Origin of the sequence: Halomonas sp. CSM-2, assembly GCF_002119345.1 — a bacterium.
Taxonomy (GTDB): Bacteria; Pseudomonadota; Gammaproteobacteria; order Pseudomonadales; family Halomonadaceae; genus Vreelandella; species Vreelandella janggokensis.
This window is the reverse complement of sequence record NZ_NBYR01000026.1, coordinates 20,037-39,855: the sequence shown is the minus strand read 5'-3', so window position 1 is coordinate 39,855 and position 19,819 is coordinate 20,037. Positions and strand designations below refer to the sequence as shown.

The following is a 19,819-nucleotide window of genomic DNA, read 5'->3' as shown; positions in this document are numbered from 1 at the left end:
GATGACAGGCCTGAACGTTATTTGGATCGACACTAGCGGCGATGGGCTCGATACTCTTACGTTCCAGCGGCAGCATCAAACCACGGCAGTAATTCTGGAACCCCTGTACCCGATCAGCATGGCCTAGCCGAGGGGCTAACTCATCAAGATACGTCTCGAAGCGGTCGTGAAGTGCGTCGTTAACCATCATGCGAAATCGCTATACAGATGACACAATACGTATTGATAACATATCTATTTATGACACAGTAGTAGTAGCCGCAGCGAACAAATCCTCGGCATCGAACAAGCCGCGCAGCGCATAGGCGGTGGAAACCTGGGTACCGTTGAGCAGCGCCAGACCTTCCTTGGGTGCCAGCTCCATCGGGGCTAGCCCTGCCACCTTCAGCGCCTCCTTGGCGGAGAGCCACTCCCCCCGATAGCGCGCCTTGCCTTCGCCGAGTAGTACGACACTCATGTGCGCCAACGGCGCCAGGACCCAGAGGCGCCTACTGAGCCCTTCAACGGAATATGTGGATAAACTTCAGCGTTGATGAGTGCAATGAGGGCATCAAGTACTTCGCGACGGATACCAGAATAGCCGCGGGCCAGGCTATTGACCTTGAGCACCATGATCAGTCGCACCAGGGCGTCGTCCATTGGCGCGCCGACACCGGTGGCGTGGGAAAGTACCAGCGAGCGCTGCAGCGCCTCAAGATCCTCGTTGGCAATACGGGTCTGGGCCAACAGTCCAAAGCCCGTATTGATGCCGTAGACAGTCCGGTTCTCAGCGACCACCCGGTTAACACAATCCACGCTTTTATGGATATCGGCGTTGGCGCTTTCCGAGAGCCTGACCGGCACATGCCCCTCAAAGACGCAGCGCACCTGAGCCAGCGTCATCTTGCCGGGTTGAATCTCGAGATGGGTCATCAGTAAATCTCCTGTTATTTGTCCAGCATCGGCAGGTCGAGGCCGTGCTCGCGGGCGCTCTCTTTAGCGATCTCGTAGCCTGCATCGGCGTGGCGCATGACACCGGTTGCCGGGTCGTTGCGCAGCACGCGGCCCAGGCGGGCGTGGGCGTCGTCGGTGCCGTCGGCGACGATCACCACACCGGCATGCTGGGAGTAACCCATACCCACGCCACCGCCGTGGTGCAGTGAGACCCAAGTGGCACCGCCAGCGGTGTTGAGCAGGGCATTGAGAAGTGGCCAGTCGGAGACAGCGTCGGAACCGTCCATCATCGACTCGGTCTCGCGGTTGGGGCTGGCCACCGAGCCAGAGTCCAGGTGATCACGACCGATCACCACCGGCGCCTTTAGCTCGCCATTGGCGACCATCTCGTTGAATGCCTGGCCGAGACGAGCACGATCCTTGAGACCCACCCAGCAGATGCGCGCTGGCAGGCCCTGAAAGCTGATGCGCTCGCGCGCCATATCGAGCCAGTTGTGCAGGTGCGGATCGTCGGGAATTAGCTCCTTCACCTTCTTGTCGGTCTTGTAGATGTCTTCCGGGTCGCCGGACAGCGCCGCCCAACGGAAGGGGCCGATGCCCTGGCAGAACAGCGGGCGAATGTAGGCTGGCACGAAACCGGGGAAATCAAAGGCATTCTCAACACCCTCTTCCATCGCCATCTGGCGGATGTTGTTGCCGTAGTCGAAGGTCGGCACACCTATCTTCTGGAAGTCGAGCATCGCCTGGACATGCACTGCCATGGACTGCTTGGCAGCCTTGACGGTGGCTTGTGGCTCGCGTTTTCCGCGGGCGACGTACTCTTCCCATGTCCAGCCTGCTGGCAGATAGCCATGCAGCGGGTCATGAGCGCTGGTCTGATCGGTGACCATGTCGGGCCTGACGCCACGTTTGACAAGCTCCGGGAGCACATCAGCAGCGTTGGCACACAGGCCGATGGAGATCGCCTTACCCTCGGCGGTATAGCGCTCGATGCGTGCCAGGGCGTCGTCAAGATCCTCCGCCTGCTCGTCCAGATATCGGGTACGCAGGCGAAAGTCGAGACTGGTTTGCTGGCACTCGATGTTGAGCGAACAGGCACCAGCCAAAGTAGCCGCAAGCGGTTGCGCACCGCCCATACCACCAAGGCCAGCAGTCAGTATCCAGCGCCCTTTCAGTTCGCCATCGAAGTGCTGGCGACCTGCCTCGACAAAGGTTTCGTAGGTGCCTTGGACAATGCCCTGAGAACCGATGTAGATCCACGAACCTGCGGTCATCTGTCCATACATCATCAAGCCTTTACGATCCAACTCGTTGAAGTGCTCCCAGTTGGCCCAGGCGGGTACCAGGTTAGAGTTAGCAATGAGTACACGAGGGGCGTCTTTATGGGTTTCAAATACACCGACTGGCTTGCCGGACTGCACTATCAAGGTCTGGGTGTCCTCCAGGCGCTGGAGCGTATCAACAATTTTGTCATAGCATTCCCAGTCACGGGCGGCGCGGCCAATACCGCCATACACCACCAGATCCTCGGGCCGCTCGGCCACGTCAGGGTGCAGGTTATTCATCAACATGCGCAGCGGTGCCTCGGTGAGCCAACTTTTACAGCTGCGCTCAGTACCAGTGGGAGCGGCGATCTTGCGGGAGGGGTCGTGGCGATTGTCGTGCATCGTCATGGTGTCTTCCTCTGAGGGTGATGTTCGTGATCAGGAACGTTGAGCCTTAAGCGCTTAATCATTCAGGGTCAGCAGGTGCACTAGGCGAGCCGCCACCCTGGCGGTGCGGCCATCGATGTCATGGCCGGGGTTGAGCTCCGCCAGGTCGGCCAGGCGCAGCTTGCCGCTGTCTCGAATGCGCTCAATCAGCGGCTCGATCAGGGCAAGCGAGACGCCACGAGCAGCCGGGGCACTCACCCCAGGCGCTTCGGCGGCAGGCAGCACGTCCAGATCGATGGTCAGGTAGAGGTGGTCGCAACGGGCGATGAACCGTTCCAAGTCACGTTGGATGGCATTGAGGTAACGCGTGTCGAAGTCCCGGTCTTCGCGGACCAGCACGCCGAGTTCGGTCGCTCGGTTGAACAGCGCCCGGGTATTAGCGGCCCGACTCACGCCCAAGCAGGCGTAGCGAAACGGCCAACCTCGCTGTTGACTGTCGTCGGCGATCTGCGAGAACGGCGTGCCGGAGGAGCGTACGTGAGCCGGGTCGCGTAGATCGAAGTGGGCATCGAAGTTGATGATGCCGACTCGCGGCGCGGTCTCGCCTCGACCTGCCAGGTGTTGGGCGAGCCCCGTCCAGCTGGCATAGGCGATCTCGTGGCCGCCGCCTAGCACGATGGGTCGGTGGCCAGCGTCGAGCAATGGTTTCAGACGATCAGCCAGGACTTGCTGGGCATCTTCCATGGCGTCGCCTTTACAGCGCACGTCACCGGCATCATAGGCTGGACCGCAACGGTGCCAAGCTAGCGGAGCTAGTGCCTGGCGCAATGCGGCGGGTCCCTCGGCAGCACCCACACGGCCCTGGTTGCGCGCCACTCCCGCATCGCACGCAAAGCCCAGCAACGCACAGCCCGGGGCGCCACTCCCATTCAGTGGCTGAACTTTTTGGTGCCAGCGCTCGCTATGGGGCTCGGGATCGGTGCGTCCTTTCCAGGGCGTCATGTCGATAGCGTTTTCGAGCGGATTATCAGATGGCATGAGTCAGTTCTCCCTGGAACAGCCGCTGACGCAGGCGTCCTGGCTGGACGGCATAAGCCAGCGCAGCCGGGGTATCGATGTCCCAGACACACAGGTCGGCGCGGGCACCCTCCTCGATCCGCCCCTCGCCCTTGAGACCAAGAGCGGAAGCGCCATGGGCAGTCATGCCGGCCAGGGCTTCTTGAGGCGTCAGGCGGAACAGGGTACAGACCAGGTTGAGCATCAGGGTCGGCATGAACAGCGGCGAGCTGCCCGGATTAGCGTCGGTGGCCACGGCCATGGGCACGCCTGCCTCGCGCAGTGCTGAGATGGGCGGCTGCTGGGTCTCACGCAAAGTATGGAAAGCCCCCGGCAGGATCACGGCGACGCTACCGGCCTGCCGCATGGCAGCAATCCCAGCCGCATCGAGGTACTCGATATGGTCGGCGGAGAGCGCCCCGTGGCGGGCCGCCATGGCGGTGCCGCCCAGATTGGAGAGTTGCTCGGCATGGGCCTTGATTGGCAGGCCATGGGCCTCGGCCGCCTCGAACACCCGCTCGCATTGGGCCACCGAGAAGGCGATCTTCTCGCAGAACACGTCAACGGCATCGGCCAAGCCTTCCTTTGCTGCAGCCGGTATCATTTCCTGGCACACCAGGTCGATATAACCGTCGCTGTCATTCTCGAATTCTGGCGGCACCGCATGCGCGCCAAGCAGTGTCGTCTCCACACGCACCGGCAGTGCCTCACCGAGGCGGCGCGCCACTCGCAGCATCTTCAGTTCGTCTTTGACCGTCAGTCCATAACCGGACTTGATCTCCACGGTGGTGACACCATCGGCAATTAATGCTTCAAGGCGCGGCTTAGCCAGTTCGAACAACGCCTGCTCGCTAGCATCGCGAGTGGCCGACACGGTGCTTAGAATGCCGCCTCCACGGCGGGCGATCTCTTCGTAGCCAACTCCCTCCAGGCGCGCCTCGAACTCGTCTGCACGGGAACCGCCGAACACCAGATGGGTGTGACAATCCACCAGGCCAGGGGTCATGACACCGCCACGCCCCATCTCGTCACAGCCTTCAGCCTGATGCTCAACGAAGTCATGCATGGCAACCAGAGAGACGATGCGACCACCCTGAGTAATCACGGCCATGGGCTCCGGCAGGGTGTGGAGACCGTCGAAGACACTGACGTCGCGCCACAAACGACGCTTTTCGGTGTTAGACATGGAACCTCCTCGGATAAGGCACATTATGTATATACAATAAGGCTAGCTCCGAAGACGCGCCGAGTCACCCCCTGAATATCGTTCAAAGGTGTATCTGCTGGATAGAAAAAACACTGAAAATAAAAAATTTTATATATTTTTCAATTGTTTATTTATAAATCGTCGAGATGCAAGATAATAAAAACCACTCTTTAATTAGACCAATGTCTAATCACAAAGAGTGGCTCGGATAAGATCTGGGGCGTAAATTATGTATATACATTAACAAGCAAAATGTTCCCTTCTGCCATCACCATCGAGAGGTGTGCCATGCAACCCCCAAGCGACAACCCCCAACAGCGGGCCAGCCGCATCACCATCCTCAAGCTCTTCCTACCCAGTGCCCTGGGTATCTTGATCTTCTTCGTTCCGGTCGAGATCAATGGACACAGCACGATTCTGCTTGATCACATGGTGACCGGCGCCCGCAGTCTATTGGGTGATGCCAGCGGACTCTATGCGCTGGCGCTGATCGTGGCGGGTGCTGCCTACCCGCTGGTCCGTGGTTACTGGAACCGCAACCTCACAGAACGCTTATTCACGGTGCTAAAACTGCTCGGGGTCATCGCGGCACTAATGGCACTGACAGGCTGGGGACCCGCCTTTCTACACGAGCCCGATATACTGCCTTTTCTGTTCGACAAGCTGGTGATTCCAGTAGGTCTGATCGTGCCCATCGGCGCCATCTTCTTGGCCCTGCTGATCAGCTTCGGGCTACTGGAGCTGATCGGCGTGCTGATCCAACCGGTGATGCGCCCCATCTGGCGCACACCGGGGCGCAGTGCCATCGATGCGGTGGCCTCTTTCGTCGGCAGTTACTCCATCGGACTGCTGATCACCAACCGGGTCTATCAGGCGGGGCAGTACTCCGCCAGAGAAGCGGCTATCATCGCCACTGGCTTTTCCACGGTCTCGGCCACCTTCATGATCATCGTCGCCAAGACCCTCGATTTGATGGCGGTGTGGAACCTCTACTTCTGGCTGACACTCCTGATCACCTTCATCGTCACCGCGGTCACCGTCCGATTCCCGCCACTTTCGCGCATGGATGACAGTGTGGAGGATGGCGAACCGGAGGCTGAACCCGGTAAGCGGCTGGTTACCGCCTGGCAGGTCGGGCTGGAGGTGGCAGCCAAAGCACCAAGCCTACATCGCAGCGTGGCACTTAATTTCAAGGAAGGGTTGGTGATGGCAATCAGCATCCTGCCGTCGATTATGTCGGTGGGCCTGCTAGGGTTGTTGGCTGCCAAGTACACGCCGTTGTTCGAATGGCTGGGCTGGGTGTTCTACCCATTCGTGGCCGTGTGGGGGTTGGAGGACGCCGCAATGCTGGCTCAGGCCTCTGCTGCCGGGCTTGCCGAGATGTTCCTACCGGCGCTGTTGATGGCTGAGGCCGAGTTCGCCGCTCGCTTCGCCGCGGGAGTGGTGTCGGTCTCCGCCGTCCTGTTCTTCTCGGCCTCCATCCCCTGTATTCTCTCAACCAGCATCCCTCTGACGGTGGGAAAGATGCTGATCGTGTGGTTTATCCGCGTGGCGCTGAGCCTGTTGCTGGCGGTACCCACCGGTTATTTGGTGCAGACACTAACTGGCTGAGTCCACCGTCAAACTTGCATTGGCGTTGGTCTTGGCTACCCGCGGGGTCAGCTCAGCTCTCGATGCATTGATGAACGCAGCTTATACCGCTCCCCAGGATGGAGCAGCCGCGCGTAGCTGATCAGTTGCTCACCAGACCAGGTGCGCCGAATCATGCTGAGACAGGGGCTAGCCGTATCAATACTCAGCCATTCGGCAGCCTGTGCTTCGGGCAGAATCGCCTCAACGATGTGTTCGACATCGGTGATGGGGCAGGCGGCCACCAACACCTCATTGGGAGTGTGAGTGGTGAAGTTGGCATCTAGATAGTCTGGCACCCAGCGTGGATTGACGTAGCGCTTCTCCAGTTGAATCGGCACCTCATCCTCCAGATGCACGATCAAGGTATGAAAGACGCGGCTACCAAGCCTGACCCCCAGGCGCAACGCCACCTCGTCATCGGCCTCAATGGCTTCGCAGATCAACACTTGGTTGCCATAGCGGTGTCCACGTAAACGCACCTCCTCAGCGATGTTGTACACCTCGACCAGCGATGACTCGGCCTTGCGGTCGGTCACGAAGGTACCGAGCCCTGGCTGGCGCGTCAGATACCCTTTCTGCACCAAATCACGGATCGCTTTGTTAGCGGTCATGCGGCTGACATTGAAATCACGTGCCAGCTTCTCTTCTGGTGGGATCTGATGGTGCGATGGCCATTCGTTGCTTTTTATTTTGTCCAGCAGATGCTTCTGTATCTGCTGGTAGAGAGGAGAAGAGCTAGCCATAAAAGCACCTTTTTTCACTGCCATCAATGTATATACATATAGTTTACACGTTAAAGCAAAGTCACAAACGCTTTCTCGCGTTTTTAGGCATACCAGTGATGTGAAGCTGTGAACCTCTACCAATAACCTTTATCGCGCGAGGTTCAACTCTGCTGCCTGGAGGCACGTTCCTCTCCTCCAGTCGCCGCCACAACGCCGATCGCGAAATCGAGTCACGCTTAAAAAGCTTTATATCTGTTAAGAAAGAATCATCTGACACTATTTCCATTAAAGTCCTTATGTATGAACTAAACACAAGAATTATGGGTGGAATGTCTATAACTATTTGTTAGCCAGGCATACAAAAAGCTCACACATCGAATAATTCTGGGGTTTACCTGTTAAACCAGTCCGGGCTAATAGGTTGATGAAATAACATTCGATTTCTGAAAAACCTGCGGAATCAAAGGCAAGGAAGGTTTTGAATAACTGACAGAAGCGAGAGTTTTAGGGGCACCTGCGAAGAGGAAATGAAAATGCAGCGGAAACACTAAGGGAAATGCACAACTCACCAACTGATTTAATTGGCGTCCCAGGCAGGATTCGAACCTGCGACCTGCCGCTTAGGAGGCGGCTGCTCTATCCTGCTGAGCTACAGGGACTTATAGACAAGCGGATTATAACGTCTCGGCCAACCCAGGCCAAGGCATGGGCTATATCCAGCCGAGCAATCGCAACGCAAAAATCCCAACGGTTACCGTCACGCTGGCCATCAGTGTGGTGATGGCAATGATATTGGCTGCCAAGGCGACATTACCACCAATCGCTTTGACCATGACAAAGCTGGCTGCCGCAGTAGGACTGGCAAAGAAGAGAAAAAGCAGGCCCAGCGATTGCCCGGAAAACCCCATCAGCCAAGCAGCTCCAGTCGACAAGACGGGAAGAATGACCATTTTCATCACGCTGGCGCTTAGTGCAACCTCCTGATTATCTCTCAGACTGCTAACCGACAGAGTGGCCCCGATACAAATCAGTGCCAGCGGCAAGGTAAGAGAGGCAAAATAATCGCCCGATGTCATCAACCAGCGGGGCAACTCAACTGACCAGGCAGTGAATGGCAGCGCGGCTATTACGGCGATAATCAGCGGGTTGGTAACGATCTTCCAGAGCAGACTTCGCCAGTCGGTGGCCTGGCCAGGCTGATACATCGCCAGCACAACGACCGAAAGAACGTTATATGTAACGATGACAATACCCAGCAACAAACTACCTGCCGAAAGACCATAGTTGCCGTACATGCCCGCCGCCAGGGCCAGCCCCACCACGCCACAATTACCGCGAAATGCGCCTTGCACATAGACACCACGCTCCCGACGCGGGATCCGAAAGCGCGCCCACCCCCAACTGAGCGCGCATTGGCAAAGCGTCGCCAAGGCGAAAAACACCAACAGCGGTATATCCAGCGCCACGGCCAGATCAGCTTTAATCAAGCTCAGGAAGATCAGCGTCGGCAAGGTCGCCCTGAAGACCAGTGCAGAGGCGGTGGATACGAATGCCCGATCAATCCAGCCCAGTCGCTTTAAGCCCAAACCAATGAATACCATGGCAAAGACAGGCAACGTAACATCAAGGGTCCGGGCAAAAAGTTCAAATAGGCTCACAGGCGGCAATCTCTTTTCCTGAATATCAATATCAAGAACAGCACCTGCTTATATTCTACGGTTGGCGAGATTTTGTCGACCAAAGTGGAAGTAATGAAAGGCTGGGCTAGACACTACTCAAAAAGATTAACAATGTCAGCTTCTTTTTCGTCATGCAAATTGACTACCACCCCATTGCGGCCTTTGTCTTTCGCCGCGTAGCTTCCGGCGTCGGCACGAGCCACTGCGTCCTCAGTACTGCCATCATCCTCATGGAAGGTCGTGACCCCAATGCTTAGCGTTACGCTATATTCTTTGCCTTCATGAACAACCGAAATTTCCCCCACTGAATGACAAAGGGATTCAGCTATTTTTTTTGCCTGATTCAAGGTACAGCTGGGCAGAAGAACGCCAAACTCATCACCGCCCTGACGGGCAACATGATCGCTGCGACGCACCTCCCAGGCCACCACTTGGGCAATGCGCCTAAGCATTTCATCACCCAGCGCATGACCGCCCTCATCATTAATCGGCTTGAAATGGTCAAGGTCAAACAACAATAGCGCCGAAGGCGTGCTGGTCTTTTGAAACTCAGCAAAAGCATCATCAAGGCGCCGCTCGAAACCGCGCCGATTAAGCAAGCCGGTTAGCGGATCATGTTCGGCTTCCCAGCGCTGAATGGCCTCCTGCTCGCGACGCTCGGTAATATCCTTGACCACTCCTACCAAGCCCAGCGAATGTCCGCCCTGGGAGAGCATGACCACTCGCGCATGAATATCCAGCCATAGCGTTTCTTTCTCATTGCGCATAAAGCGCAACTGTCGGACGAAATCGCTTCCGGACTTCAAGCTGTGTTGCCACATATCCTTGGCGCCCCCCCGATCATCCGAATGAATTTTATGTAGCCAGGTCTCCATCGGGGTATTCGGCTGGATATCGAGCATATCGAGCAATGCAGGGTTCATATAGGTAATGTCGCCATCAAAATTGGCGACGAACATGCCTTGGGGAGTGGCATTCAGCACAGAGTCAAGAAAGGCTTCTCGCTCTTGAAGGTTGGCCATTAATACCTGGCGCTCGTCCTCAACGCGATTGAAGGTGCCCGCCACGTGCTGCAACTCTTGCATCCGGGTGCCAAGCTCCACTCGCGCGCGCTCACCACGCCCCACTTGCCCGATCTGTTTGGCCAAATGCTTTAATGGCGACAGCATGCGGCGCAGGATCAGCCAGAGTACCGGCAGCATCAGCAGTGTCAGCGCAACCCCGAGCCACCACAGTCGTTGCAGAAAATCATTCAGCGGCGCTAGGGCTTGATCACTGGGCAAGTACAGGCCGACGACCCAGTCTGCTGGCCAAACCTGACCGTAGGACTGAAAACCCTCCTGGCCGTTAAGCAGCGAGCCGATGGACTCACCTTCCCAGCCATCCAATGCCAGGTTTAGCCAGGGATTGAAATCCCTATCCGGCACATCGGTCATGATCAGGTCTCGGTTAGGGTGATAAAGAATCTTCCCCGACGCCGTCGCCACACCGACGTAGCCTTCTTCGCCTAATCTTACACGCGATAGGCGATCAAACAGGCCACCGGAATCAAGACTGACAATCCCGCCTAAAAAGCCCTTAAACTCACCGCGTTCATCACGGCGCGGCACGCTGATCAGGACCATGGGCATACCGCTGGCACGGCCCACAAAGGGCTCACTCACATAAGGCCTTTGTGCGCCACGCAACATTTTAAAGTATTCCAACTGAGAGGTATCCAACCCTTCACGCCCGGCAACATTCGGCCAGTCGGCAATCACTTGCCCTTCTTTATTGGCGACGACGACACCTTCGAACCACGCCATCAGGGCTTCATTGCGTTTCAGGGTGGCGCGTATGGCGTCACGATTCTCATCGTCCTCGACCTGGCTGTCGAGACGACTTAACGCATCAATACGGGCTTCTATCTGCTCGGTAACCTCGTCAGCCACCAACGTCGATTCATAGCGCAAGTGCGCCATATTGGTGGCCTTTACCATGGAATTGCCAACTGCCAGGCCATTCCCAGTACCAGCACCACAACCAGTAGCCAGGTAATAGCCAGTCCCATCAGCATTCGGTTCTGAAGCGAGCTGATGCAAGTTTTGCGTGTTAACCAGCGAACCAAACCCTCGCACCTCGCTTACTTTGCCGAATATTCAACGTAGGAAATTGCTATCTCGATTGTTTATCGGCCTATAGTACCGTTACCTGAGCGTTTACGACAAAAGAATCAAGCGTGACTCATACCCTGATGACAACTCCTTCTAGTAAACATCTGTCACCACAGAGCTGTGTAACGATATCGGCATCGGTATAGCGGCTCGGTCAACATTGCGAAGTCGTCATAGGACAAGGGTAAAAACCGGCAGGATTCGATCCTTAAGCCCCAACGCTGTTGGGGCTTATCATGATGAATATGAACGATGTGTTATGGATCCAGACGCTTAACTCTCAACTCGTAATTGTTAACACCTGAACGAGCACCACCGAATTTTTGCCCCTGAACATGGATGCTGTAACGGCCTTGTGGCAACTCAGTGCGTAAATCAATATCACCATCAAAACCTTCGCCACTATCACGGGCTACAACTTGGCCTTGGTCATTCAGGACTTCTGCCACGATACGGTACTCACTGCTGTTATTACCGAAGGTGGAAGTGGTAATGAGAATAGGCCCGGCCTCGAGCATTTCGAAGTTGAGCACCTCCCCTTTTGCACGAATTTTCACGTCGGTGACGATTTCTTGGAAGCCTTGACGGCTTTCAGAATTCGATGCTTGGCCGGCCGCGTTATTGGCTACTCGCTCATTGGTGTTAGACGATGAAGAGGGCTCTTCTTGAGAAACAGAATCATTACTGGCAGCAATGGCGACCACCGTGTCTGATCGGCGTACAAAGGCTGATTGGCCCCCTTCGCGACGATTCCCCGTAAAGGCAATGGCGTCACCGGTTGAAATGCCTTGGTCAACATTCTGCCCACCCACGGTGACATAAAAACTGTTGCCGCCGGTGCTCGTGCTGCCGTATTTATAGCCCTGTACCTGCAAAACGTAGTCGCCAGGCACAAGTGCCTGACTCAACCGCTCATTACTGTTCAGTTCATCACGTGCGACTACATTGCCCGCATCATCCATCAAGACAACATCAACACGGTAGTCATCCGACTCTCCCGCCGGCACCTGGCTACTGAATATATAAGTGCCTTCCTCATCCACCGTGAAGTCATGCTCGTGAACGCTACCGTAAAAAAAGCTACGACTGCGGGCATCGTTTTCGGAGCTAAGAAAACGCGTCAAATCCATTTGCTTGCCTTCTTCGCGAAAGCGCTCTTCGATGGTACTGGCGACGACGGGAGTGCTCGCAATACAGATTCCAAGAGCTAGCAGACTAGCCGTCAACGTTACTTTCTTCATAACACCACTCTCCATTTGTACCCACATATAAAAAAAGCCGACCCCTAAGGGATCGGCTTTATATATCAAAACCCTAGGAGACTGGGAACCCCCATGTCTCGAAAGAGGGTTTAGAACAAGTAGACAGCACCAACCGCTACGCCGTCTTCTTTATCATCTTCACGATCGTACATAGCACCTTCAACGAAGGTATACATGGCGTCAGAGATGTTGTAAGTAGCGCCCAAGATCACTTCGTTGTAGCTTTCATTAGCTTCGTAGTCGCCTGAGATGGTATCTCCCAGAGTATTACGCAAGTCGCCAGCGCCAACGTCTACGTACTGGTAAGCACCGTAGATGTCACCGTTGCCGTAGCCATAACGCGCACCCAGGGCGTAAAAGTTAGCGTCTTCGGTATCAGCATTATCTGTTTCAAAGCGCTCTACTTTAGCAGCAATGCGAAGTGTATCGATGGTGTACTGTGCAGTAACACCATATTGATCACCTGCGTCGACGTCTACACCACCATAGGTACCGTCCAGGTTATCTAGGTTGTCATAGACAGCTGCGATAGAGAAAGCGTCAGCAGTATACTTCACACCACCAAAAGCAGAGGCGTTGCTTGAGCCAGAGAAGTTTTCATCTTCAGCATCACCTTCATACTGAGTGCCTACCGCAAACTGAACACCGCTGAAAGAAGGAGAAGTGTACGTGAACTTGTTACCTTCGCGGCTTTGTTCACCAACTAGACGTACTGAATCCAGAGAGCGAGAGAAGCTTGAGTCAGAGACATCGAAGAATTCGTTGTTGGTGATCGGATCTTGGATCCAGTCGTCAATTAGCGGATCATAGGAGCCTAGGCGAGCATCACCAAAGCTACCTTTCAAGCCCATGTAGGCTTGATCACCACCCCTAAGACCACCATTGTTCTTTGCCTCATCAGACTCGTGCTCAAACTCAGCCTTGAAATAGCCGGTCAAGTCACTAGTAATCAGGTGCTCACCAGCAAAACCAACGGTTGAGCCGTTGTCAAAAATTTCGTCTTCGCTGCCATCAGCACCTTGATCAATGCTTTTGTAGGCCATCTGAATGTTGCCGTACAGATCAAGTTTGGTGCCATCTTCGTTGTAGATGGTAGCTGCCTGGGCGCCAGAGGCGAATGCAGCACCAGCGATAGCAGTCGCTAAAAGTGTCTTTTTCATGGTGTAGGTTCCTTAACAAGCTTACTGTTTTGATCGTTTCTGTCCGACCTAAGGTCGACAGACGGTATGCTGGGTGTGCTCTTGTGTCACTGACGGGAGCATTCCCAATTCAATGCGGCACTTCCTCAACAACACCTTGTTATATTCCAATGCTCGCAGGGCAAACTCTATACCGGGATTCAGAGGAACGCAATAGAAAAAAACACTGTTTTTTTATTATTTGTGATTTTTTTTGGAACCAAGCCCACTTAAGCGGGGTCCTATCGGCCTTGAAATTTCTGCTGCAAGCCCAAGAGCTTATCTTCCAGGCTGAGTTGCTTTTGCGGTTTGTTAGCGTCCGTCGGTGTATTTTTTGCGCTGCCACCCGCTTTTTCAGATGTTTGTTTCTTGGGTTTCTTGGGCTTTGCCGTCTTGGCGCGAGAGGGGGCTTCCTTGGTCGCTTGGACAGGCTCATTTGGCGGAGAAGACACCTGTTGGGCACGCTTTTGGGCCGCATGGCGCGCGGCTTCCGCGTCTACCACTCCCGCTTCATTGCCTTCCAGATCAATCCGAGTGGCCCCCTCCCGCACCGACTTTATATAGCGCGGCAGATTGACGTAGTTTGCCAGCGCGCGGCGAATGAGCTTACCCGACCATGGCTCACGCTCTGCCAAATCGTGGTGTATACCCACCTTCAGCGGCTGGGTATGCCCCTTGAAAAACGCTTTAGGGTAGCGTTTGTACCATTGTGCCAGCAGTGCATGCGGCGATGGAGGCTCAGACCCGGGCGCCCCTTGCGCGGGAACATCAACCGCTGACGAGGCCGTCGCTTCGAGCTCAGACTCGTCTGTTTCATTTGAGCCTACGAACTCAAAAGCCGACTGTTGAGCATCAGATGCCTCTGCTTCCGATGGCGTCGACCCGGGGGCCTGAGCCAGTTGCTGCTTTAGCTTGGCGTTTTCCGCACGCAACTGGGCCAGCTCTGCCTGCGTGAGCATCAAGCGCCGTTCCAGATCGTCCAATAACGCCATAGGGCTTGATTCAGCGCTTACCGATTTAGTGCTAACCGACATTCTGGGCTCTCCTTCGCGGTGCTTTTAGACACAGCTTGAACACAGCTAGGCCTCTGCCACGATGCGCTCGTAAGTAACAAACGCATAATCAGGCTGCTGTTCGTTAGGCTGCCCGGCTACGCGTTGCGTTTCACGCCACTCGCTGGGGTCTAACAAGGGAAAGTACGCATCACCTTCCACTTCAATGTCAACTTCTGTGACATAGAGTCGGGTCGCATACGGCATGGCTTGACGATATATTTCTCCCCCGCCCATCACCATGATTTCTTCGGCCGCTTCAATGGTTGCCTGCTGATCCGCCAGCGCAAGTGCTGCCGGCAGGTCGTGACAGACTCGAACACCGTCGTGAGCGAACGCTTCCTGACGGGTCACCACGATGTTTAACCGATTCGGCAACGGCTTGCCAATCGAGGCAAAGGTCTTACGCCCCATCACCAGCGGTTTGGCCTGGGTCATGCGCTTAAAGAATTTCAGATCTTCGGGTAAGTACCAGGGCAACTGCCCTTCCACTCCGATAACGCGATTTTTCGCCATGGCCACAATCATGGCCACCGGCACCAACGACTCGAACTCGCTCATACCGCCACCGCTGCTTTAATGTGGGGGTGTGGCTGATAGTCGACTATCTCGATATCGTCGAATTGGAAATCAAAGAGATCGTTGACCTCGGGGTTCAGGTTCAACCGCGGCGGTGCATTGGGCGTGCGCCCAAGCTGCTGCTCCGCCTGGGCCAAGTGATTACTGTAAAGGTGGGCATCGCCCAAGGTATGCACAAACTCACCAGGCTCTAACCCGGCCACCTGAGCCACCATGCTCAGCAGCAAGGCATAGCTTGCGATATTGAACGGCACGCCCAGGAAAATATCGGCGCTGCGCTGATAAAGCTGACAGGAAAGTCGCCCGTTCGCCACGTAAAACTGGAACAGGCAGTGGCATGGCGGCAGTTGCATATCGTCCACCTGAGCCGGGTTCCAGGCTGACACTATCAGCCGACGAGACTGGGGCGACGTGCGAATCTGCTCCAGCACATTGGCAATTTGATCAACGCTGCCGCCTTTGGGGTCGGGCCAGCTACGCCACTGATAACCATAAACCGGCCCCAGGTCGCCGTTTTCATCCGCCCAGTCATCCCAGATACGCACGCCATGATCTTTCAGGTAGGCGATGTTGGTATCGCCTTTTAAAAACCACAGCAGCTCATGAATAATCGAGCGCAAATGCAGCTTTTTAGTGGTCAACAGCGGAAAACCACGCGACAAGTCGAAGCGCATTTGGTGGCCAAACACCGAGCGGGTGCCCACCCCGGTGCGGTCATGGCGATCGGTTCCCTGATTCAATACCAGTTGCATTAAATCCAAATAGGGCTGTTCGAGAGCCTCTTTCATCGGCGTCGTTGCAGTCACGGCAATCCCAGATCAAGTCATCAATTAACGTCTATTCTATACATGTGAGTCGCCTGCGAACAGTGAACCACTGACGACTCACTATCCAAAATTCACCGAACTGCATCCACCGGCTGTTGGCGCGACCAGGCAATCAACACGGTGCCCAGTGCGATCATGGGCAGCGTCAGCAACATGCCCATGGTCACCCAGCCAAAGGCGATAAAGCCGATATGGGCGTCGGGCATACGGAAAAACTCGACCAGGAAGCGGAATATGCCGTAACCAAGCAAGAACAGGCCTGAGATAAAGCCGCGCGCTTTCGGTTTGGCCGATGCCCACCATATGATACAGAACAGCACGAGGCCTTCTAACAACGCTTCGTAAAGGGCCGATGGATGACGCGGTTCCGGCCCCATACCGGGGAATGGCATCCCCCAGGGCATCGAGGTGATACGTCCGGGCAGCTCATGGTTTATGAAATTACCGATGCGGCCAGCGCCTAGCCCAATGGGCACCAGGGGGGCAATAAAGTCGGTTAACGTCAATATGGCCAATTGCTTACGCCGCGCAAAGAGCCAGGCCGCCAGCAGCACCCCTATCAGGCCGCCATGGAAACTCATGCCGCCATCCCAGACCTTAAACACCCATAGCGGGTCGGCCGTCCACTGGCCCAGGCCATAGAACAGCGCGTAGCCTAAGCGCCCTCCGGCGACCACCCCGATGGCACAGTAAAACAGCAAGTCGCCGATATCGTCCCGGTTCAACCCAATTCGCGCCGCTCGCCGACAACCCAACCACCAGGCGGCCACAAACCCCACGACGTACATCAGCCCATACCAATGAACTTGCAGCGGCCCAATGGCGATGGCAACCGGGTCGATTGTTGGATAATTAATCATCTAGGCTCTCTACTTAGTGGGTCTATTAATATGTCTGAATAGGATTAACGCGATAAGCTCAACGACCATGTCTTGCTGAGCGATGTCTAGCTCAATAAAAACTTAAGCCCCACAACAGTGAGCAGGGCCGCAAATGCCCAGCGCAAGACATGGCTGGGCAGTCGGTGTGCCAATCGAACGCCCAGGCGGGCGAAGGGAATACTTGTCATGACAATGATGATAAAGGCTGGCCACATCACATAACCCGTGGCCCAGGGAGGCAACAGGGAATTGTTCCAGCCCATCCATACAAAAGTGGCGGTGCCGAATAACGCGATAGGCACACCACAAGCGGCTGATGTCGCCACCGCCTGGGTTACACTCGCCCCACAGCGTGACAGCCATGGAACCGCCAAGGTGCCACCGCCGATGCCAAACAACGCCGACACGCCCCCAATGACACTCCCTGCCAGAACCATCGCATAACGGGGTGTCTGGGCACCCCGGCGTGGCGAAGGCCTGAACCCCAGCGCCATTTTAACGGCCACCGACAGGACAAACAGACCAAACAACGTACCCAGCAGCGGCCCTTCCAACTGCCCGGCAACCAGCACCCCCAGAATGGCACCGGCCATCAACCCGGGTAGCAAGGCGAGAAACCAGGCAAGATTGATACTTCCCCGTCGCCAGTGGCCCAATGTGGATGACGTTCCCGTTACCACGATGGTAGCCAGCGAGGTACCGATGGCAAGGTGCATCACAACATCTGGCGATAGCCCTTGCAGGGTAAAGGCCGCGGCTAAAGCGGGCACAATAATCAACCCGCCCCCGACGCCAAAAAGACCCGCCATCGTGCCGGCGACAGCGCCAAGCAGCCAATAACCTAACGTTATCGTCAAGGTACTCATGCGCCAGACGGTGCTCGTTGATTATCGGGAAACCACTTGGCAATGATGCCCAGCAGGGTGTCCGGCTGATAGGGTTTGGTCAGCAGATCATCGAGCCCTGCAGACAAGCATTCGTCCTGCCCCATATTGTCAGCGTTCGCCGTAAGCGCAACGAGAACACTTTTGCGACTCCCCTGGGTTGCCTCAACCTCCCGCCAGCGACGGGTCGTTTCCAACCCGCTGAGCGTGGGCATGAAAATATCCATGAAAACAAGGTCAAAATCGCTTTGCTGTTGACGCTCCAGCGCCTGTTCTCCACTACTCACGCCCTCGACATACAGGCCGTGATTTTCGAGCATCTGACGCGCTAACATGAGATTAACAGGGCCGTCATCGACAACCAGCACGCGCAGCGACATTGCCACCGGTGCTGGATCGGAAGTCTCAGTCTGGACGTCACGGTCTTGCACCAGGTTCATTAGCAATGCCCGAATATCCGCGATTCGCTCGCGCACCTCGAGCATGTTGGCCCGACAATCTTCGCTGACTTCACTATTTAACTGCTCACTCAAACGTGCAAACAGCGCATCGGTCTCGCGCTGTAACAAGCCCAGGTACTCGGATTTGAGCCGCGACTCTTCTCGCGCTCGGTCGCGCCCGGCGAGCAAACGTTTTACCTGCTGCTGCTGGTCATGCAGGTCATCGAGTAGCACCTTGGCATCTTCGTCAGCGCTGGCCGGTTTCTCCGGTGTTGATGAAGAACCGTCAGCCATCGACGTCGACAGGCCTGCCAACACGCGATTAACGTTAGCAATGCGTGCGAAAGGCGGTGTTTTAGGGAGTTCGTCAAGCGTTGACGCTTGTTGAGAATACGCTGTCGACATTTGCTGGCTGATGGCTTGCGTATGCCTCTCGAGCTCAACCAACTGCTGCATCAGGCGCGCTTCTTTGTGCTTGGCACGTGATTTCACAAGCATCAAAAACGCCGCCACATTCAAACAACTGCCAACCAGTAGTGCTAGCATCAACCATAGCGAAATGCTCCATGAGGCGTAGCCAGGCGAAGCCCAGCCAATCAGCCAAACCAACAGCACGCAAAGCACCACCAGCGTGGCCTGCAGGAGTAGTAATGGCCAAAGCACTGGCCATATCAACGTGTTCCAGAAATGTTCCCGCTGACTAGGTTGCATAAAAGAAGCGCCTTCCTCTCTGGCAAATTGACTCGAACGAATGCGTAAACCTGATAATCCACGAATTTTTGCGGTAATTTGCGTTAGTGTAGGAAATGACAGGCAGCAAGTGTACGTCGAGACGCGTGGAGTGTCATGTACGCACTGTCTGAAACACTCACCTGACAAACACTAACCTGACATTGAGCCCTCCATGTGTTTAATCGCTTTCCGCTGGCACCCCGAATCTGCAACCCCTTTGCAACTGATCGGCAACCGCGATGAGTTCCATGCGCGACCAACAGCCCCCCTCGCAACCTGGCAGGACGCTCCCTGCCTGGTAGGTGGACGCGATCTGGAGGCAGGAGGAAGCTGGCTTGCCGCCAGTCATCAGGGCAGGGTCGCGGCGATTACCAATGTTCGTGATCCTGCCCTGGCCTCAGCGCCTGGCGCGCCAAGCCGCGGGCATCTGGTGAAACAAGCATTGGAGTGCGACAACATCATGGTCTGGTTAGACAACCTCGCTGACGGCGGGGCAACTGAGTACGCGGGGTTCAACTTGCTGGTTGCCACCCCGACTCAGCTTTGGTGCTTGCATCGCGGCCGCGAGCAGGTGTCACTCCATGAAGTGTCGGCGGGCATTCACGGCCTGTCTAATGCGACACTCAACAGCCCATGGCCGAAACTGCTAACGGCCAGAGCTGCGCTTGAAGAGGTTGACCCCATGCACTTCCCGGGGAAGGCGCTGGACGCCTTCCAGAATTCTCGGCAAGCCCCCCTATCCGCACTACCGGATACCGGCGTGGGAACCGAACTTGAAAAACAGCTATCAGCAGCGTTTATCGTCGGCGAACGCTACGGTACACGTGCCACCAGTTGGTTAACGCTAGCTGACAATGGCGACATCTCTCTCACCGAGCAACGTTTTGGGCCGTGTGGGACATTTGAAGGAGAAACGACGCTCAGCGTCCCTTGCGAGCGCTGAGCAA

General features: G+C 55.7%; 18 protein-coding genes, 1 tRNA gene and 1 pseudogene. 2 read left to right on the top strand and 18 right to left on the bottom strand.

All coding sequences use genetic code 11. The features are described 5' to 3' along the window. The 5 genes and pseudogenes from B7L15_RS19415 to hutI all read right to left on the bottom strand — a co-directional run. A partial coding sequence (locus B7L15_RS19415; protein ID WP_254902979.1) for a transposase occupies window positions 1-187 on the bottom strand: 187 nt, incomplete at its 3' end. Between the two features lie 66 nt (window positions 188-253). Next, window positions 254-912: pseudogene (locus tag B7L15_RS17820) on the bottom strand (aromatic amino acid lyase); the annotation flags it as partial. A 14-nt stretch (window positions 913-926) separates the two neighbouring features. Further along, window positions 927-2,606: a urocanate hydratase gene (hutU, locus tag B7L15_RS17815; protein WP_085920251.1), complete on the bottom strand. Its 1,680-nt coding sequence runs from the start codon at window positions 2,604-2,606 to the stop codon at window positions 927-929. Window positions 2,607-2,660: 54 nt separating this feature from the next. Continuing rightward, window positions 2,661-3,623 carry a formimidoylglutamase gene (gene hutG / locus B7L15_RS17810; protein WP_085920250.1) on the bottom strand — a complete coding sequence of 321 codons (963 nt, stop codon included), beginning with the start codon at window positions 3,621-3,623 and terminating at the stop codon, window positions 2,661-2,663. Continuing rightward, a complete protein-coding gene (gene hutI / locus B7L15_RS17805) occupies window positions 3,613-4,827 on the bottom strand; it encodes an imidazolonepropionase (RefSeq protein WP_085920249.1) in 1,215 nt (404 codons plus the stop codon). The genes hutG and hutI overlap by 11 nt, the downstream gene beginning before the upstream one ends. 309 nt (window positions 4,828-5,136) lie before the next feature. Between hutI and B7L15_RS17800 the strand changes: the two genes are divergently transcribed. Beyond that, window positions 5,137-6,459 carry a YjiH family protein gene (locus B7L15_RS17800; protein WP_085920248.1) on the top strand — a complete coding sequence of 441 codons (1,323 nt, stop codon included), beginning with the start codon at window positions 5,137-5,139 and terminating at the stop codon, window positions 6,457-6,459. Window positions 6,460-6,506: 47 nt separating this feature from the next. Here the strand turns inward: B7L15_RS17800 and hutC are convergent, their stop codons facing one another. The 13 genes from hutC to B7L15_RS17740 all read right to left on the bottom strand — a co-directional run bounded on the left by hutC (window position 6,507) and on the right by B7L15_RS17740 (window position 18,851). Beyond that, complete coding sequence (gene hutC, locus B7L15_RS17795) at window positions 6,507-7,223, bottom strand: histidine utilization repressor (RefSeq protein WP_085920247.1); 717 nt, start codon at window positions 7,221-7,223, stop codon at window positions 6,507-6,509. A 564-nt stretch (window positions 7,224-7,787) separates the two neighbouring features. Then, window positions 7,788-7,864, bottom strand: a tRNA-Arg gene (locus B7L15_RS17790). A gap of 51 nt (window positions 7,865-7,915) precedes the next feature. Next, window positions 7,916-8,863: an AEC family transporter gene (locus B7L15_RS17785; RefSeq protein WP_085920246.1), complete on the bottom strand. Its 948-nt coding sequence runs from the start codon at window positions 8,861-8,863 to the stop codon at window positions 7,916-7,918. Between the two features lie 113 nt (window positions 8,864-8,976). Beyond that, on the bottom strand, window positions 8,977-10,863 hold the full coding sequence (locus tag B7L15_RS17780) for a sensor domain-containing diguanylate cyclase (RefSeq protein WP_139839391.1): 1,887 nt from the start codon (window positions 10,861-10,863) through the stop codon (window positions 8,977-8,979). Beyond that, window positions 10,857-10,991, bottom strand: coding sequence for a hypothetical protein (locus B7L15_RS19885; protein WP_254902978.1), 135 nt, complete (start codon window positions 10,989-10,991; stop codon window positions 10,857-10,859). Before B7L15_RS19885 ends, B7L15_RS17780 begins: the two co-directional genes overlap by 7 nt. Window positions 10,992-11,294: 303 nt before the next feature. Continuing rightward, window positions 11,295-12,278: a hypothetical protein gene (locus B7L15_RS17775; RefSeq protein ID WP_085920245.1), complete on the bottom strand. Its 984-nt coding sequence runs from the start codon at window positions 12,276-12,278 to the stop codon at window positions 11,295-11,297. 110 nt (window positions 12,279-12,388) lie between these two features. After that, window positions 12,389-13,459 carry a porin gene (locus B7L15_RS17770; RefSeq protein ID WP_085920244.1) on the bottom strand — a complete coding sequence of 357 codons (1,071 nt, stop codon included), beginning with the start codon at window positions 13,457-13,459 and terminating at the stop codon, window positions 12,389-12,391. Between the two features lie 260 nt (window positions 13,460-13,719). Beyond that, window positions 13,720-14,511: a ProQ/FINO family protein gene (locus B7L15_RS17765; RefSeq protein WP_085920243.1), complete on the bottom strand. Its 792-nt coding sequence runs from the start codon at window positions 14,509-14,511 to the stop codon at window positions 13,720-13,722. Window positions 14,512-14,556: 45 nt separating this feature from the next. Continuing rightward, window positions 14,557-15,090, bottom strand: coding sequence for a dihydrofolate reductase (locus B7L15_RS17760; protein ID WP_085920242.1), 534 nt, complete (start codon window positions 15,088-15,090; stop codon window positions 14,557-14,559). Next, window positions 15,087-15,914 (bottom strand): thymidylate synthase, encoded by an 828-nt coding sequence (locus B7L15_RS17755; RefSeq protein ID WP_085920241.1) that lies wholly within the window; start codon window positions 15,912-15,914, stop codon window positions 15,087-15,089. The genes B7L15_RS17760 and B7L15_RS17755 overlap by 4 nt, the downstream gene beginning before the upstream one ends. Window positions 15,915-16,006: 92 nt before the next feature. Continuing rightward, window positions 16,007-16,795, bottom strand: coding sequence for a prolipoprotein diacylglyceryl transferase (lgt, locus tag B7L15_RS17750; protein WP_085920240.1), 789 nt, complete (start codon window positions 16,793-16,795; stop codon window positions 16,007-16,009). Between the two features lie 86 nt (window positions 16,796-16,881). Further along, window positions 16,882-17,682 carry a sulfite exporter TauE/SafE family protein gene (locus B7L15_RS17745; protein ID WP_085920239.1) on the bottom strand — a complete coding sequence of 267 codons (801 nt, stop codon included), beginning with the start codon at window positions 17,680-17,682 and terminating at the stop codon, window positions 16,882-16,884. Beyond that, complete coding sequence (locus B7L15_RS17740) at window positions 17,679-18,851, bottom strand: response regulator (RefSeq protein WP_085920238.1); 1,173 nt, start codon at window positions 18,849-18,851, stop codon at window positions 17,679-17,681. The genes B7L15_RS17745 and B7L15_RS17740 overlap by 4 nt, the downstream gene beginning before the upstream one ends. A gap of 193 nt (window positions 18,852-19,044) precedes the next feature. Here B7L15_RS17740 and B7L15_RS17735 point away from each other — a divergent pair, with 193 nt between their 5' ends. Further along, window positions 19,045-19,815 carry an NRDE family protein gene (locus B7L15_RS17735; protein ID WP_085920237.1) on the top strand — a complete coding sequence of 257 codons (771 nt, stop codon included), beginning with the start codon at window positions 19,045-19,047 and terminating at the stop codon, window positions 19,813-19,815. Window positions 19,816-19,819: the final 4 nt, after the last annotated feature.

What these genes read in the sequence shown, in the direction of transcription:
- B7L15_RS17775 (WP_085920245.1), bottom strand. Translation starts at nt 12,278, where the DNA reads ATGAAGAAAGTAACGTTGACGGCTAGTCTGCTAGCTCTTGGAATCTGT.
- hutC (WP_085920247.1), bottom strand. Translation starts at nt 7,223, where the DNA reads ATGGCTAGCTCTTCTCCTCTCTACCAGCAGATACAGAAGCATCTGCTG.
- B7L15_RS17765 (WP_085920243.1), bottom strand. Translation starts at nt 14,511, where the DNA reads ATGTCGGTTAGCACTAAATCGGTAAGCGCTGAATCAAGCCCTATGGCG.
- B7L15_RS17770 (WP_085920244.1), bottom strand. Translation starts at nt 13,459, where the DNA reads ATGAAAAAGACACTTTTAGCGACTGCTATCGCTGGTGCTGCATTCGCC.
- hutG (WP_085920250.1), bottom strand. Translation starts at nt 3,623, where the DNA reads ATGCCATCTGATAATCCGCTCGAAAACGCTATCGACATGACGCCCTGG.
- B7L15_RS17740 (WP_085920238.1), bottom strand. Translation starts at nt 18,851, where the DNA reads ATGCAACCTAGTCAGCGGGAACATTTCTGGAACACGTTGATATGGCCA.
- B7L15_RS17745 (WP_085920239.1), bottom strand. Translation starts at nt 17,682, where the DNA reads ATGAGTACCTTGACGATAACGTTAGGTTATTGGCTGCTTGGCGCTGTC.
- B7L15_RS17760 (WP_085920242.1), bottom strand. Translation starts at nt 15,090, where the DNA reads ATGAGCGAGTTCGAGTCGTTGGTGCCGGTGGCCATGATTGTGGCCATG.
- B7L15_RS17780 (WP_139839391.1), bottom strand. Translation starts at nt 10,863, where the DNA reads ATGGTAAAGGCCACCAATATGGCGCACTTGCGCTATGAATCGACGTTG.
- B7L15_RS17735 (WP_085920237.1), top strand. Translation starts at nt 19,045, where the DNA reads ATGTGTTTAATCGCTTTCCGCTGGCACCCCGAATCTGCAACCCCTTTG.
- hutU (WP_085920251.1), bottom strand. Translation starts at nt 2,606, where the DNA reads ATGACGATGCACGACAATCGCCACGACCCCTCCCGCAAGATCGCCGCT.
- hutI (WP_085920249.1), bottom strand. Translation starts at nt 4,827, where the DNA reads ATGTCTAACACCGAAAAGCGTCGTTTGTGGCGCGACGTCAGTGTCTTC.
- B7L15_RS17800 (WP_085920248.1), top strand. Translation starts at nt 5,137, where the DNA reads ATGCAACCCCCAAGCGACAACCCCCAACAGCGGGCCAGCCGCATCACC.
- lgt (WP_085920240.1), bottom strand. Translation starts at nt 16,795, where the DNA reads ATGATTAATTATCCAACAATCGACCCGGTTGCCATCGCCATTGGGCCG.